Origin of the sequence: Grimontia marina, from assembly GCF_900060185.1 — a bacterium.
Lineage (GTDB): Bacteria > Pseudomonadota > Gammaproteobacteria > Enterobacterales > Vibrionaceae > Enterovibrio > Enterovibrio marinus.
This window is the reverse complement of sequence record NZ_FIZY01000007.1, coordinates 93,135-111,970: the sequence shown is the minus strand read 5'-3', so window position 1 is coordinate 111,970 and position 18,836 is coordinate 93,135. Positions and strand designations below refer to the sequence as shown.

The window sequence follows — 18,836 nt, the reverse complement described above, 5'->3', positions numbered from 1 at the left end:
CGCTTTTAGTATGTTTCTCAACAGTATAACTGTAGAGGGGGAATTTTTCCCCCTCACTTCACATTAATTATTCGCTTTTGGCAGCTTTGAACGCGTCAGCCATTGCATTACCAAACGCAGCTTCGTCAGCTTTATTCAGAGTTGCCATTGCTTCTTGCTCTTCAGCTTCGTCTTTCGCGCGAACAGACAGGTTGATTACGCGGTTCTTACGGTCAACACCGGTGAACTTCGCTTCAACTTCGTCGCCAACAGCCAGAACCAGAGTTGCATCTTCAACGCGGTCACGTGATGCTTCTGAAGCACGCAGGTAACCTTCAACGCCTTCGATCAGCTCAACGGTTGCGCCTTTTGCGTCAACTGCAGTTACTTTACCCTTAACAATCGCACCTTTCTTGTTGTCAGCGAGGTAGTTGTTGAATGGGTCTTCTTCCATCTGCTTGATGCCCAGAGAGATACGCTCACGCTCAGCATCTACTTGCAGAACAACTGCAGAGATTTCGTCGCCTTTCTTGAAGTCGCGAACTGCTTCTTCACCAGCAACATTCCAAGAAATGTCAGACAGGTGAACCAGACCGTCGATGCCACCGTCCAGACCGATGAAGATACCGAAGTCAGTGATTGACTTGATCTTACCCGTTACGCGATCGCCTTTGTTTTGCATTTCTGCAAACGACTGCCATGGGTTAGCTTTACATTGCTTCAGACCCAGGCTGATGCGACGACGCTCTTCGTCGATGTCCAGAACCATAACTTCAACTTCGTCACCCACGTTAACAACTTTAGATGGGTGAATGTTCTTGTTAGTCCAGTCCATTTCAGAAACGTGTACCAGACCTTCAACGCCTTCTTCGATTTCAACGAAGCAGCCGTAGTCAGTCAGGTTGGTTACGCGACCAGTCAGTTTGTGACCTTCTGGGTAACGGTTAGCGATTGCTACCCATGGATCTTCACCCAGTTGCTTCAGACCCAGTGATACGCGAGTGCGGTCACGGTCGAACTTCAGAACTTTAACCAGAATCTCGTCACCTACGTTAACGATTTCTGATGGATGCTTAACGCGTTTCCAAGCCATGTCAGTGATGTGCAGCAGGCCGTCAACACCGCCCAGATCTACGAATGCACCGTAGTCGGTCAGGTTCTTAACGATACCTTTAACTTCCATGCCTTCTTGCAGAGAAGCCAGCAGTTCATCACGCTCAACGCTGTTTTCAGATTCGATAACCGCGCGACGAGAAACAACAACGTTGTTGCGCTTCTGGTCCAGCTTGATAACTTTGAACTCCAGCTCTTTGCCTTCAAGGTGAGCAGTGTCACGTACTGGACGCACGTCAACCAGTGAACCTGGCAGGAACGCACGAATGCCGTTCAGCTCAACAGTGAAACCGCCTTTAACTTTACCGTTGATAACACCGATAACAGTTTCAGCTTCTTCGTAAGCTTTCTCCAGTTGGATCCAAGCTTCGTGGCGCTTCGCTTTTTCGCGAGACAGTTGAGTCTCACCGAAACCATCTTCAATCGCGTCCAGTGCTACGTCTACTTCAGCACCAACTTCGATTTCCAGCTCGCCAGCAGCATTTTTGAATTGCTCTGCTGGGATAGAAGATTCAGATTTCAGGCCTGCGTCAACCAGAACGTAACCGTTCTCGATAGCAACTACAGTACCTTTAACGATCGCACCTGGGCGGGTTTCTAGCTCTTTAAGAGATTCTTCAAAGAGTGAAGCAAAAGATTCAGTCATTAATTTAATCTTCAATATTTAAACTACCACGGGTGTCCTACCACGTGGGGTTGATAGTAGTGTCAGTCTTCATCCTTGCGACCAACGGTTAAACCCGCTGCTTTTAAGAAGCAACGGTAAGTTTACTTTCAATATAGGACAATGCTTGCTCTAGCACCTGCTCAATGTTGAGAGAGGTTGAGTCCAGAACAAATGCATCGTCTGCGGGACGCAATGGTGCGACTGCTCGGTTGCGGTCACGATCATCACGTTCCTGAATTTCGCTCAAAAGGCGGTCAAAGTTAACATCTAACCCCTTTAGTTGCAACTGATTCATGCGGCGCTGGGCGCGTTCTTCAGCGCTTGCGTCTAGGAAGATTTTCGCTTCCGCCTTTGGGAAGACGACCGTGCCCATATCGCGACCATCAGCTACTAATCCAGGTGCTTCTGCAAACGCGCGTTGGCGTCGCAGAAGGGCTTCACGAACGCGAGGTAAAGCTGCCACTTTCGATGCCGCCATACCCGTTTCCTCTTTGCGCAGTTCGCTGGACACATCCTCACCCTCTAGGATCACTTTTACCAGATCACCTTCAGCTTTGAACTGTACGTCCAAATGGGCAGCCAAAGGAACCAAAGCCTCTTCCGAATCAGGGTTAACGCCATGGTGAATAGCCGCTAACGCAAGCACGCGATAAATCGCGCCAGAGTCAAGCAAATGCCAGCCCAGCTTCTCTGCCAACAGCATGCAAAGGGTACCTTTTCCAGCACCGCTAGGGCCATCAACAGTAATTACGGGTGCTTGGGTAGACATATAATTCTCCAGATCGTTTTAAAATAGAGCAATTTAGTTGATGAATACTCACCAGTTTACCGCGAATTACTCCATAGAATCGGTGGCGTATTATAGGGAAGTCTAGGTAAAAAAAACAGGCCAGCGGATCGCTGACCTGTTGTCTGTCCCTTACAAACTGTCTCATTAAGTTTCCGATAAAGATGCCAGTTTGTCGAAGTAGTCAGGAAAGGTTTTAGAGGTACATTTTGGGTCATTAATGGTCACAGGCGTACCACCCAAAGCAACCAGCGAGAAACACATCGCTATACGGTGATCATCATAGGTATCAATCGCTGCATGCTGTAGGTTTGGTGTTGGAGTGATGGTAATGTAGTCGTCCCCCTCCTCCACTTCCGCACCAACTTTACGAAGTTCAGTGGCCATAGCAGCCAAGCGATCCGTTTCCTTCACGCGCCAGTTGTACACGTTACGAATAGATGTGGTGCCTTCTGCAAAAAGTGCTGCGGTAGCAATTGTCATCGCCGCATCAGGGATATGGTTAAAATCCAAGTCGACGGCTTTCAATTCTCCATGACGAGCTATCACATAATCATCGCCCCACTGGATATCAGCCCCCATTAAAGCCAGCGCATCAGCAAATTTCACATCACCCTGTACGCTCTTTTTACCAATCCCCGTCACCTTCACTTCACCACCTTTTATGGCAGCAGCGGCAAGGAAGTAAGACGCTGATGATGCATCACCTTCGACCAGGAAATCACCCGGCGCGGTGTATGATTGGTTACCCTTCACATGGAAAGTCTGGTAATCATTATTCGCCACCTCAACACCAAACTGCGCCATGATGTGCAGGGTAATGTCGATGTAAGGCTTTGAAACCAAATCGCCTTTGATTCGAATGTTGGTATTACCACTAAAAAGCGGAGCCGTCATCAAAAGCGCGGTAAGGAACTGGCTTGAAATCGTCCCATCGATTTCTACATCGCCACCCTGAATGTCCTGACTGACGATTTTTAGAGGTGGATAGTTTTCATTTTCCAGATAGGTCACGTCTGCACCGACAGTACGCATCGCATCAATCAGGTGTCCGATTGGACGCTCCTTCATGCGCGGCTCACCCGTCAACACGTATTCACCTTCGCCAAGACATAGCGCCGCCGCTAAAGGGCGCATCGCAGTACCAGCATTCCCAAGGAAAAGCTCAAGGGGTTCAGACGTTTTAAATGCGCCGCCCAGACCTTCAACTTCACACTCAGTTTTGTCAGCTGACAAACGATAAGTCACGCCCAGCTTGCTCAAAGCATTGAGCATATGGCGAATGTCATCACTATCCAGCAGGTTGGTCAGGCGGGTTGTGCCCTTCGCCAGCGCGGCAAGTAGAAGTGCGCGATTAGAAACACTTTTAGAACCGGGAAGATTCACTTCACCGTTAATTTTAGAAATAGGTTGTAGCGTCAACTGCTCCATCTGAACAAAATAAATCCTTAATTTTTCGTACCTCGAGAGTAACGAAAAAGCAGCGCTGGGGCTACCCTTTGCTGCTTTTAAAGATCAATTGATGTTCCTGTGTCTAACGGGTCATTTTCTTCACAAAAACTACAACGAACAGTGCGATCGTAAAGGTCACCACGCCTTAATATAGGCAATCAAAAAATGCAATCATATTGGCATCAAAAGGTTGGGAATGCTGAAACCCAGCGTATTCCCCAGCAAATTGAATCCCAGTAAAGAAGTAAATCATGACGCACAACGAAATCAGAGTCAGTGAAAAAATACGACTCTCACCATAGCCACAAAAAAGATCAACCGTTTTGAACATTGCCCATTGCGTGGAAAAAAAGCGGCATTTGATAGAGATTAGAGACGGGTAGCGACGATAAACACAATTATCACTACCCTTTTGGCAAGGTTCGGTTAGCCGTCTTTAAGATCATCGTCTAGCGGCAACACCAGATTTAGAACAATAGCCGTTAGGCCACCCGCTGCCATACCTGACGAAAGAATGTTTTTGATCCACTCAGGTATAAACTGCAGGATTTCCGGTTTTTGCGCGATACCCAAACCCATTGAGAATGAAAGCGCCATAATGAGAATCGCGCGACGGTTGAGCTCACAGCGGGAAATAATACGGATACCCGAGGCCGCAATGGTACCGAACATCACAATGGTTGCGCCGCCGAGTACAGGTTCCGGAATGAGCTGAACCAGCGTTGCTACCCCTGGCAAAAGACCCAAAATCACCAGCATACCCGCAACGAAGTAACCGATATAACGGCTTGCAACGCCTGTTAACTGGATAATGCCATTGTTCTGGCTAAACGTAGAGTTAGGGAAACTGTTCAATACAGCCGCCAATGCCGAGTTCACACCATCCGCCAATACACCGCCTTTGATTCGTTCCATGTAAATCGGCCCTGACACGGGCTGCTCCGATGTTTCCGAAGTCGCCGTAATATCACCAATCGCCTCAAGAGAGGTCACCAAAAAGACAATGATGAGAGGAATAAGTAGCGCAAAGTCGAATGAGATGCCGTACTGCATCGGCTGTGGGATGGCAAAGAAGGCGACATCTTCTGTTGGTGCGCTGTTCACCATACCCAAGGCATAGGCGATGATTGTGCCGACTGTCATCGCGATCACAATCGACGATACACGTAGATAAGGATTATCGATACGATTCAAAAAGACGATCACAGCCAGCACTGAACCCGCCAGCAACAGGTTTTTCAAATCACCAAAGGTGCCGTTTTCGATGGCTGCATAACCACCACCCATCGAGGTTAAGCCTACCTGAATCAGAGTCAATCCAATCAGGGTAACGACGATACCCGATACTAGCGGCGTAATAATGCGCTGCGCATGCTCCAGCACACGGGAAAGAAAAACTTCAGTCAGGGAAGCGACCATAATGGTACCGAAGATCGCGGCCATCATGGTTTCCGTTGGCGTACCGCCTGCCTTCATCGCCAGACCTGCGCCAATAATTGGTCCCAGAAAATTAAAACTGGTGCCTTGAATGGATAACAACCCTGACCCTAAGGGGCCAAAAGTACGGATTTGGATAAACGAGGCGATACCTGATGCAAACAGAGACATGCTCACAATGGTGTTGGTGTCACTCGTAGGAAGCCCAAGTGCCTGACAGATAATTAAAGATGGCGTCACCACCGCGACAAACATCGCCAGGAGGTGTTGGAAAGCAGCAAAAAGCGTTTGTGGTAAGGGTGGTCGGTCATCCAGTCGATAGACTAATTCCGATGGACGAACGTTTTCTGATAGGCGCTGAGAGCTCATTGTTATACCTATTTAAACTCACTCACTGCAATACGCTGAATGGGTAGAGCAGTTGATGGAATGCTTCTCTCTGTGATTGCTGTTACTCAGAGCATTCAATCAGTTAAGTGATTGGGCTGAAGGAAATTTCGCGCCATTCTATCCGGGAAGAAACCAAAAGCAATCGGTTGCGGAAACCGTTTGCGTCAAGTGCTTACGCTTTGTTCTGATTTAACACCTCAACTACAAATAGGCAGAAAAATTGATACAAACGGGTATACTCTCACTGGTCTGATGAGAGAGGAGTCCCACGTGTCGACACTGATCAAACTGCACCAGTTAGACGGCTACATTCAATCCATTTACCTTGCGGAGCATCATCATGGACTCTTGCTCTTAGATGGGTGCAGCCGGGCTGACGTTGATAAAGTCTGCCAGTTCATCACCGAAGAGCTGAACCGCCCTTTAAACGATCTGAAGTTGGTCGTTGTCACTCACATGCACCCCGATCACGCGGGTGGTGCGGTAAAATTTCGCAATTTGTCGGGCTGTCAGATAGCCACAGCCAATGTGTCAGGCGACTGGTATCAAGGACTGGATGGTTTTCTAATGCATTGGAGCGACTTACTTTTGGCAAAGTGGGTGGCCAAACGGAAAGGCCAACCAGCAAAAAACATTTGGTACAACAGAAAGCTGAAAGCAGATGTGATGTTGAATGATGAAGAGCCACTGCCCGGCTTTATCGAGTGGAAAGCACTTTTTACCCAAGGACATACCGATCGCGATTTGTCTCTCTACCATGCACCGACACATCACGTTTACGTGGCCGACTTAATGGTCACAGTCAAAGGACGTTACATTCCGCCTTTCCCCGTCTTCTACCCTAACCGCTACAAAGCGTCTGTCGATAAAATCGTACAACTAAAGCCTCGAGGCGTGTGGCTTGCACATGGCGGTGAAATTGAATTGACGGAAGAAGTTATCGCTCATTTGAGAGCGCGTTCACCGAACCGCCCGATCACACATTGGCGCTCGGTGAAAGCGAAAGTCAGGCGTGCAATTTTCAAAAAAGCTGCGTAAAAAAACCGCCGATTAGCGGCGGTTTCTAAAACGCGGTGGTAAGCGCAAACCTGGCTTATTACGCGTTTTTGGCTTCGAAGTCCTTCATAAAGGCAACCAGTGCCTGAACACCTTCCAAAGACATCGCATTGTAGATAGATGCACGCATACCACCCACATCACGGTGACCTTTCAGCGCCTTTAGACCAAGCGCATCTGATTCAGCCAGGAATTTCGCATCCAGCTCAGGATTCACCAACTGGAAAGGCACGTTCATCAAAGAACGGTTGTCAGCATGGATGTTGTTCACGTAGAAGTCCGAACCATCAATGAAGTCGTAAAGCAACGCAGCTTTCTCTTCATTCTTCTTCTGCATGGCTTCCACACCGCCCTGCTCTTTCAGCCATTTGTATACTTCACCCGCCAAATACCAACCAAATGTCGGTGGCGTATTGAACATAGACTCTTTATCTACCAGCGTGGTGTAGTTCAATACATTCGGCAGGAAATCCTTGGCTTTGCCCAACAGATCGTCGCGAACTATCACTAACGTGATGCCAGCAGGACCGATGTTTTTCTGCGCACCGGCGTAAATCACCCCGTACTTAGACACATCGATTGGACGAGACAGAATCGTTGAAGACATATCTGCCACGATTGGTTTGTCTGTTTCTGGCAAATCGCGAATTTCAATACCATCAATGGTTTCATTTGGACAGAAGTGAACGAAAGCCGCATCGCTACTCAACTTCCAGTCTTTTGCTGGAAGGATAGCGCGTTTGCCATCGATTTCTGTTTTGACGGTAACCACATTCGGTGTGCAGTATTTTTTGGCTTCTTTTACTGCACTTGCCGCCCAGTAACCACCGTCCACATAGTCAGCAATGGTGTTGCTGCCCAAAAGGTTCATTGGCACCGCAGCAAATTGGGCACGGGCACCGCCTTGTGCGTAAAGAACATGGTAGTTATCAGGAATAGACAGCAGTTCACGGAGGTTTTTCTCGGCTTCATCAACAACAGCCAGAAATTCCTTACTGCGGTGGGAAATCTCCATGACGGATGTACCCAAGCCGTTCCAGTTAGTCAGTTCACCCTGTACTTTTTCCAGAACCGCTTCCGGCAACATCGCCGGGCCAGCAGAGAAGTTATATACCTTTTCCATGATTTTTGAATGCTCCTGCATTAAATCGCTTATTTTTGGCTTTCTAATTTTGTCACTGAGGAAATTCATTCCCGACAACGCCCGCAAATGGCGGCAGTGAGAAGCCGTGATGAATTGTTATTCGTTTTGTTTTATCACCTTTCGCAAGCGATTGGAACGGAAAGTGTTGATCTAATGACGACACAATTAAAAAGGGGATAAAAAAACGCAGCGAATGCTGCGTTTTTTTCAGATTGATGAATGCAGGCCAGGAATTACTCCTCGGTCGCTTCTCCATCTGTTGAGTCTTCTGATGGTGCTTCGGCAGTTGGTTGCGCTTCTGCTTCTGCGTCAACGTCACCGTCTTCATCCAATGGCAGTAACTCTTCATCAGGCTCATCGATGCGCTGAAGACCAACCACTTTCTCGTCTTCCGAGGTACGAATTAGCGTCACACCCTGGGTGTTACGGCCAACCTGGCTGACTTCTGCCACACGGGTACGTACCAGCGTACCTGCGTTGGTGATCATCATGAACTCATCACCGGTTTCTACCTGAACCGCACCAACTACACAGCCGTTACGCTCAGAAACCTTGATCGATACAACACCTTGGGTTGCACGGCTCTTCGCTGGGTACTCAACAAGCTCAGTACGCTTACCGTAACCGTTTTCAGTTACCGTCAGAACATCACCTTCGTTGTGAGGAACAATCAGAGAAACAACTTTGTCGCCCTCTGCCAGTTTGATACCACGAACACCAGCCGCTGTACGGCCCATGCCACGAACCTGGCCTTCGTTGAAGCGAACAACTTTACCAGACTTCGAGAACAGCATGATGTCGTTATCACCAGTAGTGATATCAACGCCAATCAGAGAGTCGTTTTCACGCAGATTCACTGCAATGATACCTGCGCTACGAGGACGGCTGAAATCAGTCAGCGGTGTCTTTTTCACAGTACCGTCACCGGTGGCCATGAATACGAACTTGTCTTCTTCGTACTCTTTAACAGGAAGGATCGCAGTGATGCGCTCATCCTGCTCCAGAGGCAGCAGGTTAACAATCGGCTTACCACGAGCAGTACGTGATGCCAGAGGCAATTGGTAAACCTTCAGCCAGTACATACGGCCACGGCTTGAGAAACACAGAATAGTATCGTGTGTATTCGCCACCAGAAGACGCTCAATGTAGTCTTCTTCTTTCATGCGAGTCGCTGACTTACCTTTACCGCCACGACGCTGCGCTTCGTAGTCAGTCAGAGGCTGATACTTCACATAACCTTCGTGCGACAGGGTTACAACAACATCTTCCTGATTGATCAGGTCTTCGATGTCGATGTCAGCACTTGCAGCTGTGATTTCAGTGCGGCGCTCATCGCCAAAACCATCACGAACAGCAGTCAGCTCTTCGGTGATCACTTCCATCAGACGCTCAGGGCTGGACAGAATGAACATCAGCTCGCCGATCAGTGCCAGCAGCTCTTTGTATTCATCCAGGATCTTCTCGTGCTCGAGACCTGTCAGTTTGTGCAGGCGCAGATCCAAGATAGCTTGCGCTTGTTGTTCAGTCAGGTAGTACTTACCGTCACGAACACCGAACTCGTCTTCCAGCCACTCAGGACGTGCAGCATCAACACCGGTTGCTTCCAGCATTGCAGCCACAGTGCCTAGATCCCAACCACGGTTTTGCAGCTCTTCGCGCGCAATCGCAGGGGTTTGTGCATTGCGGATCATCTCGATGATCTCATCGATATTCGCCAGTGCAATAGCCAAACCTTCAAGGATGTGGGCACGGTCACGTGCTTTACGCAGCTCGAAAATAGTACGACGTGTCACCACTTCACGGCGGTGATTCACGAAGCACTTCAGCATATCTTTCAGGCCAAACAGGCGTGGCTGGTTGTTGTCCAGCGCAACCATGTTGATACCGAAAGAGGTTTGAAGCTGCGTTTGTGCGTACAGGTTGTTGAGGATAACCTCACCTACCGCATCACGCTTACATTCGATAACAATGCGCATACCGTCTTTGTCAGACTCATCGCGCAGTGCACTGATGCCTTCAATCTTCTTATCTTTAACCAGCTCGGCGATCTTCTCGATCAAACGTGCTTTGTTCACCTGATAAGGGATCTCGGTAACGATGATGGTTTCCTTACCGTTCTTCTCGACTTCAATATCTGCTTTTGAGCGCAGATAAATCTTGCCTCGACCGGTGCGGTAAGCATCTTCAATGCCTTTACGGCCATTGATCATTGCAGCCGTTGGGAAATCAGGGCCCGGAATGTGAGTCATCAGCTCTTCAATCGTGATGTCTTCATTCTCAATATAAGCCAAACAACCGTTAATAACTTCTGTCAGGTTATGCGGAGGAATATTGGTCGCCATACCTACTGCGATACCGGACGCACCGTTAACCAGCAGGTTTGGAATACGGGTAGGCATTACCTCTGGGATCTGCTCAGTACCGTCGTAGTTAGGAACGTAATCGACAGTTTCTTTATCCAGGTCAGCCAGCAGTTCATGGGCGATTTTCGCCATGCGAACTTCGGTATAACGCATTGCTGCCGCTGAGTCGCCGTCGATCGAACCGAAGTTACCCTGGCCATCGACCAGCATGTAACGCAGTGAAAACGGCTGAGCCATACGAACAATGGTATCGTAAACAGCGCTGTCACCGTGTGGGTGGTATTTACCGATCACATCGCCAACAACACGTGCAGATTTTTTATATGCTTTGTTCCAGTCGTTGCCCAGTACATTCATCGCGAAAAGAACGCGGCGGTGTACAGGCTTCAGGCCATCACGCACATCTGGAAGAGCTCGACCCACGATAACGGACATCGCGTAGTCGAGGTATGAGCTTTTCAGCTCCTCTTCAATGTTGACGGGCGTGATCTCTTTAGCAAGATCGCTCATGGAGCCAATATCCCTCAGGTAAGTATGTCAAAAATGACTACGTGCAAGACTAGTGAGAATACCACAAAAGCAGGCAAAGAGTCATAGCCTAAACCCGAGATAAATCACGAATTACTCTTATTTTGGCGCTCTAACGCACGACAGGGCGAAAAAACGCTCAGCCGCAGGGTGGAACTAGCAAAATTTGCCAGAAAGGCTGAGAAGCGCTCAGGCGTCTTTTTTCATATCCAAAGCCCGCTAAATCGCATTCAGCCGATAAAACCATCCACCTCACGGATCCGGATGTAATAAAGGATGGAAAATTAAAATGGGAACCTGATCTCAATATCCCCTTTTTCAGTAGGGGAAAATACCCATGACACAAAAAAGTGTCGCTAAAAAAATCAGGGGGCGCTATGTTACATCAAGCTATCAATGCTGTGGGTATGGCCATCATTGTTGGAAAATACACTTTATTGGGGCTTTTGGCTGCTGTTGCAGTAACCAATGCCGCTTAACTTTTCTCCAACACGATAACCACGACTTTTCCAATCTCGCCGGGGGTCTGCCTCCGGCTCTGTGATCGCCTCACTCAATCCTTTTCTACATACCAACCGTAACGATATTTAATGCATTGAGACTTCATTATCGTTGCTTTCAACAACAAATCTTCCACCTGCAATAGCAATCAAAACGGGTATAATGGAAAAAAATTTTAGGGATAAGATGTAGATGACAACCCAACTCAACGTCGATCCGGCGGAAATTCAAAAATTCGAAGACATGGCTTCCCGTTGGTGGGATCTGGAAGGTGAGTTCAAGCCTTTACACCGAATCAATCCCCTTCGCCTCAACTATGTGATTGAGAAAAGCAGCGGGATTTTTGGCAAGAAAGTACTCGATGTGGGTTGTGGTGGCGGTATCCTGGCAGAAAGCATGGCACGAGAAGGTGCCGATGTGACTGGCCTCGATATGGGCAAAGAGCCGCTAACGGTGGCACGTTTGCACGCGCTGGAAACAGGCGCGACAGTCTCTTATGTACAATCTACCGCCGAAGAACATGCTGAAGCACATCAGGGCCATTACGATGTGGTGACCTGCATGGAAATGCTGGAGCATGTACCCGATCCGGCGTCTGTGATTGCTTCCTGTGCGAAGATGGTAAAACCGGGCGGTCACGTATTCTTCTCTACCCTAAACCGCAATACTAAATCCTGGTTGTTTGCGATTGTTGGTGCAGAGCATGTGATGAAGATTGTGCCTAAAGGCACGCATGACCATAACAAGTTCATCCGCCCTTCTGAATTGCTGAAGATGATCGACTACACGCCACTTCAGGAACAGCACATGACAGGATTACATTACAACCCGCTGACGGATCGATACTGGCTGTCACCACGTAATGTGGACGTGAATTACATCGTACATACTCAAAGCCCGGAATAATCCGGGCTTTATTTTGCAGCGCTAAAACCTGAACAAGGAACATTAATGAAAGGAAGCGTAGAAGCAGTTCTGTTTGATTTGGATGGCACCTTACTGGATACCGCGCCCGATATGGCCAACGCCGCAAACTGTGTTTTGAAAGATCACGGACTCCCTCCTCTTTCTGAAAGCCAGATTCAGGCCAATACCAGCCATGGGGCCAGAGGGCTACTTCGCACAGGCTTTGGCGATGCGCTGCAAGGAAAAGACCTCAACCAACTGCGACTTTCTTTTCTCGATCACTATGCAGATAACATTTGCACTACAACCACACTATATAGTGGTGTGGTGGAATTACTGGAACAACTCACTATGCGACAAATCCCCTGGGGTATTGTGACCAATAAACCCGGTTTCCTGACCGGAATGCTGCTCCCATACTTTCCTTTATTACTCCAGGCCAGAACTATCGTTTGTGCAGACACTACTCCTCATGCAAAGCCCCACCCTGCACCGTTGCTGCACGGCGCATCGATTCTGACTATTGAGCCAGAAAAGTGTCTATACGTTGGAGACATACAAAACGACATTGTGGCAGCTAAAGCGGCTAACATGATGTCTGCTATCGCCTCTTGGGGGTATATCGGGGAAGAAGATCGACCAAGCGAATGGGAGGCGGATCTGATTTTTAACACACCTGTAGAGATTCTGTTATTATTCTGATCCTAATCACACAGTCACAGAACAGAAAATAACCACTATTCAGGTGCTTAACGGGATGCACCGATAGCACTATCAGGCAAGCATAATATTTTTTTTTATTTAATTTCGTACTGTAAAAAGCATTGCTTTTTTTTATACCATTGCCTTACTTGGTATAAAACAGTGAGTAAGCACTAACATAATAAATACCATCCCCAAGATATCCACAGCCCGCTACTTTGGGGGGAGCTTGCATTATCCTCATCCCACCACTATCTTGTTACTCAAGCATAGCGTAGACCCTACATATAGTGTTTTGATGACTACGCCATAAGTTAATATCGATCACAAATCATCCTTGCAATTTGTGAAACTTTGCAAAAATAGCTCTTCAGGCAAGGAAATACCGGGAACAAGATAAATGAACCAACAAATTACCGTCCAAAAGCGCAGTGGTGTCAAAGAAAACATAGATCTTGACAAAATCCACCGTGTCATTACTTGGGCCGCGAAAGGCCTCGACAATGTATCCGTATCACAGGTCGAACTGCGTTCTCATATTCAATTTTACGACGGTATCAAAACTGAAGACATTCACGAAACCATCATCAAAGCTGCAGCAGATCTGATCTCTGAAGAGACTCCTGACTACCAGTATCTGGCAGCGCGTCTGGCGGTCTTCCACTTGCGCAAGAAGGCTTACGGCCAATTTGAGCCACCAACGCTTTTCGATCATGTCAACAAAATGGTTGATATGGGTAAGTATGATAAACATCTGCTTGAAGACTACACTGCCGAAGAATTAAACATTCTTGATACCTACATTGACCACTGGCGTGATATGAACTTTTCGTACGCTGCTGTGAAGCAACTGGAAGGTAAATATTTGGTGCAAAACCGTGTTACCGGTGAAATCTACGAAAGTGCACAGTTTTTGTACATTATGGTTGCAGCATGTCTGTTTGCGAACTACCCGAAAGAAACCCGCCTAGATTACATCCGTCGTTTCTATGAAGCGGTATCTCTATTTAAGATTTCTCTGCCTACTCCAATCATGTCTGGTGTCCGCACACCAACACGTCAGTTCAGTTCTTGTGTACTGATTGAGTGTGATGATAGCTTGGATTCCATCAACGCAACCGCTAGCGCGATCGTTCGTTACGTTAGCCAGCGTGCTGGTATCGGTATTAACGCAGGCCGAATCCGTGCATTGGGTAGCCCTATCCGTGGCGGTGAAGCTTTCCACACAGGCTGTATTCCTTTCTACAAATACTTCCAAACAGCTGTGAAATGTTGCTCACAAGGCGGTGTACGTGGTGGTGCAGCTACCCTCTTTTATCCAATGTGGCACCGTGAAGTAGAAAGCCTGTTGGTTCTGAAGAATAATCGCGGTGTTGAAGAAAACCGTGTTCGCCACATGGATTACGGCGTTCAAATCAACAAACTGATGTACACACGTTTGATCAAAGGCGAGAGTATTTCTCTGTTCTCACCATCAGATGTACCGGGACTCTACGACGCGTTCTTTGCGGACCAAGAGGAATTTGAGCGTCTGTACGTTCAGTACGAGAACGACCCATCCATCAAGCGAGAAACACGCAAAGCAGTAGAGTTGTTCTCGCTGATGATGCAAGAGCGTGCCTCAACGGGTCGTATCTACATTCAGAACGTGGACCACTGTAATACTCACAGCCCGTTTGACCCTCAGGTAGCGCCGATTCGTCAGTCTAACCTGTGTCTGGAAATTGCGTTGCCAACTAAGCCACTGACCAATGTTGAAGACGATCAGGGCGAAATTGCACTGTGTACGCTGTCTGCGTTTAACCTGGGTGCGATTAAAGAACTGGACGAGCTGGAAGAGTTGGCTGACCTGACTATCCGTGCTCTGGACTCACTGCTGGATTATCAGGATTACCCTCTGCCAGCAGCGCGTAAAGCGACCATGAACCGCCGTACTCTGGGTGTGGGCGTGATCAACTTTGCTTACTATTTGGCGAAAAATGGCGTGCGTTACTCAGACGGCAGTGCAAACGGCCTGACTCACCGTACGTTCGAAGCGATTCAGTACTACCTGTTGAAAGCGTCTGTTGGTCTGGCGAAAGAGCAAGGCGCATGTCCTTCGTTTAACGAAACCAACTACGCAAAAGGCTTACTGCCAATCGACACTTACAAGCGTGATTTGGATGCGATTTGTGACGAACCACTGCACTTTGATTGGGACGCATTGCGCGCAGAGATCATGGAGCATGGTCTGCGTAACTCAACACTTTCTGCACTGATGCCTTCAGAGACGTCTTCGCAAATCTCTAACGCAACCAACGGGATCGAACCACCACGCGGCTTCGTATCAATTAAAGCGTCGAAAGATGGCATCTTGAAGCAAGTCGTTCCTGAGTACGAAAAATACAAAGACAACTACGAGTTGCTTTGGAACATCGAGTCAAACGACGGTTACCTGCAACTGGTTGGTCTGATGCAAAAGTTCGTGGATCAGGCAATCTCTGCCAACACGAACTACGACCCAAGCAAACAGGCTGGTGGCAAGGTACCAATGAAGCTGCTTCTTAAAGATCTGCTTTCTGCCTACAAGCTGGGTGTCAAAACCCTGTACTATCACAACACCCGTGATGGTGCAGACGATGCGCAGAAAGATCTCGCTGCACAAGATGATGATTGCGCAGGCGGCGCTTGCAAAATCTAAGAAAAGAATTAGGAGGGAGCACTAGCTCCCTCTTTGAAGTTTTAACCTGATTGGTAAATTTACGGCAATGGCTTACAGCACTTTTTCTAAAGAAAACAACAACGCGCTCAAGGAACCAATGTTCTTTGGTCAGCCGGTTAACGTCGCTCGCTACGACCAACAAAAGTACGAAATTTTTGAAAAGCTGATCGAGAAACAGCTTTCCTTCTTCTGGCGTCCAGAAGAAGTCGATGTCTCCAGTGATCGCATCGACTACAACAAACTACCAGAACATGAAAAGCATATTTTCATCAGTAATCTGAAATACCAAACACTGCTGGATTCTATCCAAGGTCGCAGCCCGAATGTTGCGCTGTTGCCGCTGGTTTCTATTCCAGAACTGGAAACCTGGATTGAAACCTGGTCTTTCTCTGAGACTATTCACTCGCGTTCTTACACCCACATCATCCGTAACATCGTGACCAATCCGGCACTAGTTTTTGATGACATCGTGGTCAATGAGCACATCATCAAGCGCGCGAATGACATCGCGGGTTACTACGATGACCTGATTCAGGCCACCAGCGATTACCACCGTTTTGGCGAAGGTGAACACACAGTTAACGGCGAAACCGTTTTGGTGTCTCTGCGCGAGTTAAAGAAAAAGCTGTATATCTGCCTGATGTCTGTCAATGCGCTTGAAGCGATTCGTTTCTACGTAAGCTTTGCCTGTTCATTTGCATTTGCAGAGCGTGAGCTGATGGAAGGTAATGCAAAGATCATTAAACTGATTGCCCGCGATGAAGCACTTCATCTGACCAGTACCCAACACATGCTGAACATCCTGCGCTCTGGAGACGACGATCCAGAAATGGCCGAGATAGCCAAAGAGTGCGAGCAAACATGTTTTGACCTGTTCAAAGATGCCGCTGAGCAAGAGAAAGAATGGGCAGAATACCTATTTAAAGACGGCTCAATGATTGGTCTGAACAAAGATATTTTGTGCCAGTACGTCGAATACATTACGAATCTTCGTATGGCCGCTGTTGGTCTTAAGCCTGCTTACCAAGGTGCAAGCCAGAACCCGATTCCTTGGATCAACGCTTGGTTGTCTTCTGACAACGTTCAGGTTGCCCCTCAGGAAGCGGAAATTAGCTCTTACCTTGTTGGCCAAATTGACAACGACGTTGATATCGACGATCTGGGTGACTTCGAACTATGAGCCGAATCGCTATTACAGTGAATGGACATGCGCTGGTGGGTAACACCCACCAGCCTCTGCTTGAGCAACTCGAGCAAGCAGGCCTGCAACCGGAATTCCAATGCCGAAATGGTGTTTGTGGCGCCTGTCGCTGCAAATTAGACAGGGGCAATGTTGCTCAGGAAGATGCAATGGCGTACCTCGCCGCTGGTGAAATCCTGACGTGCCGCTCTACTCCAAGTGAAGACGTGGCACTGGAGTTCGATTACCAAGTTTCTTTTGTAGCAAAAAAAGCCGCGAACCTCTGACTCGGTCGCGGCGCTCTTTTTCTCCCCCACACACCGCTCATCAGTCTGTCTGACTTTTTAGCCTTATCTAAAATAGACAACACCTTATATCTCATTTTTCAGTCACTGCACTGCGTCATGCAATCCAATACTAATGTCTGTTGTCCATTTAAATCGCTGATACCCAGCTTGGACAATTTTCCCTTCGAAAGGAGCAGACAATGGGATTGCACTTCACCAACAAACAAGATCCAGAGATAGAAGATATTTACGAAGAAGCCCTCTCTCAAACCCAGCTTCCCAAGTATTCTCTTCCACAAAAAAGCCAATCACCGGAGTTGATTGCACAATTGTTAAAAGATGAGTTGTTGATGGATGGTAACGCACGTCAGAACTTGGCGACGTTCTGTTCTACCTGGATGGAGCCCAGTGTTCACGATTTGATGGATGTCTGTATCGACAAAAACATGATCGATAAAGATGAATATCCCCAAACCGCAGAAATTGAAGCTCGCTGTGTTCATATCCTCGCCAAGCTTTGGAATAGCCCAGAAAGTGACTCGACAGTAGGCTGCTCAACCACAGGCTCTTCAGAAGCGGCCATGCTGGGTGGCCTTGCCATGAAATGGAACTGGCGAGCGAAACGCAAGGCTCAAGGAGAACCCGCCGATAAACCCAATATTGTTTGTGGACCCGTGCAGATTTGTTGGCATAAATTCGCCCGCTACTTCGATGTGGAAATGCGCGAAATTCCACTTGATGGTGACGAAGTCTGCATGAACCCAGACAAGCTTTCAGAATATGTCGATGAAAACACTATCGGCGTGGTTCCGACTCTTGGGGTGACCTACACCTGTGTATTCGAGCCAGTAGAAATCATTTCCAAAAAGCTGGATGAGCTCCAAGCGGAAACCGGGCTCGACATTCCCATTCACGTTGATGGCGCTTCAGGCGGTTTCATCGCACCTTTCGTAAGCCCTGAATTGAAATGGGATTTCAGGTTGCCCCGCGTGGTTTCCATCAACAGTTCTGGTCACAAATATGGCCTCGCGCCCCTCGGCGTTGGCTGGGTAGTATGGCGTGATAAGCAGCATCTTCCCGAAGACTTGGTGTTCAACGTGGATTACCTCGGTGGGAACATGCCGACCTTCGCTCTTAACTTCTCTCGTCCTGGTGGACAAATCGTGGCGCAATACTACAACTTCCTCCGTCTTGGCTTTGATGGCTATAAGGGCATTCAGACGACGTGTCTGAATACCGCTCAGTGGCTTGCAGATGAGATCGCTAAGATTGGACCCTTCGATCTTTTCTACGACGGACGGGGAGGTTTGCCAGCCCTAAGCTACAGCCTAAAAGAAGGCGATTGGGGATTTACCCTCTATGACCTCTCTGACCGAATGCGAATGCGAGGCTGGCAAATTGCTTCTTATCCTCTTCCTGGCAATCGTCAGGACACTGTCATTCAACGCATTATGATCCGACATGGCGTCAGCAAAGACATGGTTGCTTTGCTACTGGAAGATCTGAAGCGCTGCGTTGACTACTTCAAGCAATTCCCACAAGTCCACTCTGGTGCGACTTCTACTTTCCACCACGGCTGATCTTAGTCTTACAGCGCTTTACATCACCCACTGTCAGGCCAGAGCTGGCCTGACAGGTAAAGG

Annotated in this window: 13 protein-coding genes; 7 read left to right on the top strand and 6 right to left on the bottom strand. The window is 48.1% G+C overall.

The window, feature by feature from the left end:
* Positions 1-67: 67 nt before the first annotated feature.
* The 4 genes from rpsA to GMA8713_RS05705 form a co-directional block, all read right to left on the bottom strand.
* Positions 68-1,738 carry a 30S ribosomal protein S1 gene (gene rpsA / locus GMA8713_RS05725; protein ID WP_062706717.1) on the bottom strand — a complete coding sequence of 557 codons (1,671 nt, stop codon included), beginning with the start codon at positions 1,736-1,738 and terminating at the stop codon, positions 68-70.
* 103 nt (positions 1,739-1,841) lie between these two features.
* On the bottom strand, positions 1,842-2,528 hold the full coding sequence (gene cmk, locus GMA8713_RS05720; protein ID WP_062706715.1) for a (d)CMP kinase: 687 nt from the start codon (positions 2,526-2,528) through the stop codon (positions 1,842-1,844).
* Positions 2,529-2,693: 165 nt separating this feature from the next.
* Complete coding sequence (gene aroA, locus GMA8713_RS05715) at positions 2,694-3,977, bottom strand: 3-phosphoshikimate 1-carboxyvinyltransferase (RefSeq protein WP_062706713.1); 1,284 nt, start codon at positions 3,975-3,977, stop codon at positions 2,694-2,696.
* A gap of 447 nt (positions 3,978-4,424) precedes the next feature.
* Entirely contained in the window at positions 4,425-5,804 is a 1,380-nt protein-coding gene (locus GMA8713_RS05705) for a uracil-xanthine permease family protein (protein ID WP_062706710.1), read from the bottom strand.
* Between the two features lie 303 nt (positions 5,805-6,107).
* On the opposite strand from GMA8713_RS05705, the gene GMA8713_RS05700 reads away from it, so the two are divergent.
* A complete protein-coding gene (locus tag GMA8713_RS05700) occupies positions 6,108-6,863 on the top strand; it encodes an MBL fold metallo-hydrolase (RefSeq protein ID WP_062706775.1) in 756 nt (251 codons plus the stop codon).
* Between the two features lie 58 nt (positions 6,864-6,921).
* Here GMA8713_RS05700 and serC read toward each other — a convergent pair whose 3' ends face one another.
* Together serC and gyrA are read right to left on the bottom strand one after the other, a co-directional pair.
* Positions 6,922-8,004: a 3-phosphoserine/phosphohydroxythreonine transaminase gene (gene serC / locus GMA8713_RS05695; RefSeq protein ID WP_062706707.1), complete on the bottom strand. Its 1,083-nt coding sequence runs from the start codon at positions 8,002-8,004 to the stop codon at positions 6,922-6,924.
* Positions 8,005-8,258: 254 nt separating this feature from the next.
* Positions 8,259-10,898 carry a DNA topoisomerase (ATP-hydrolyzing) subunit A gene (gyrA, locus tag GMA8713_RS05690; RefSeq protein WP_062706705.1) on the bottom strand — a complete coding sequence of 880 codons (2,640 nt, stop codon included), beginning with the start codon at positions 10,896-10,898 and terminating at the stop codon, positions 8,259-8,261.
* A 711-nt stretch (positions 10,899-11,609) separates the two neighbouring features.
* On the opposite strand from gyrA, the gene ubiG reads away from it, so the two are divergent.
* The 6 genes from ubiG to gad all read left to right on the top strand — a co-directional run bounded on the left by ubiG (position 11,610) and on the right by gad (position 18,773).
* Complete coding sequence (gene ubiG, locus GMA8713_RS05685; protein ID WP_062706704.1) at positions 11,610-12,323, top strand: bifunctional 2-polyprenyl-6-hydroxyphenol methylase/3-demethylubiquinol 3-O-methyltransferase UbiG; 714 nt, start codon at positions 11,610-11,612, stop codon at positions 12,321-12,323.
* Positions 12,324-12,368: 45 nt separating this feature from the next.
* A complete protein-coding gene (locus tag GMA8713_RS05680) occupies positions 12,369-13,025 on the top strand; it encodes an HAD family hydrolase (RefSeq protein WP_062706702.1) in 657 nt (218 codons plus the stop codon).
* 400 nt (positions 13,026-13,425) lie between these two features.
* Positions 13,426-15,705 (top strand): class 1a ribonucleoside-diphosphate reductase subunit alpha, encoded by a 2,280-nt coding sequence (gene nrdA / locus GMA8713_RS05675; RefSeq protein ID WP_062706700.1) that lies wholly within the window; start codon positions 13,426-13,428, stop codon positions 15,703-15,705.
* Between the two features lie 67 nt (positions 15,706-15,772).
* The gene (gene nrdB, locus GMA8713_RS05670) at positions 15,773-16,906 is read left to right on the top strand and encodes a class Ia ribonucleoside-diphosphate reductase subunit beta (RefSeq protein ID WP_062706698.1); all 1,134 of its coding nucleotides are present in this window, start codon (positions 15,773-15,775) and stop codon (positions 16,904-16,906) included.
* Positions 16,903-17,193 carry a 2Fe-2S iron-sulfur cluster-binding protein gene (locus GMA8713_RS05665; RefSeq protein ID WP_062706696.1) on the top strand — a complete coding sequence of 97 codons (291 nt, stop codon included), beginning with the start codon at positions 16,903-16,905 and terminating at the stop codon, positions 17,191-17,193. Before nrdB ends, GMA8713_RS05665 begins: the two co-directional genes overlap by 4 nt.
* Before the next feature lie 200 nt (positions 17,194-17,393).
* Complete coding sequence (gene gad / locus GMA8713_RS05660; RefSeq protein ID WP_062706694.1) at positions 17,394-18,773, top strand: glutamate decarboxylase; 1,380 nt, start codon at positions 17,394-17,396, stop codon at positions 18,771-18,773.
* The last annotated feature ends 63 nt before the right edge of the window (positions 18,774-18,836 follow it).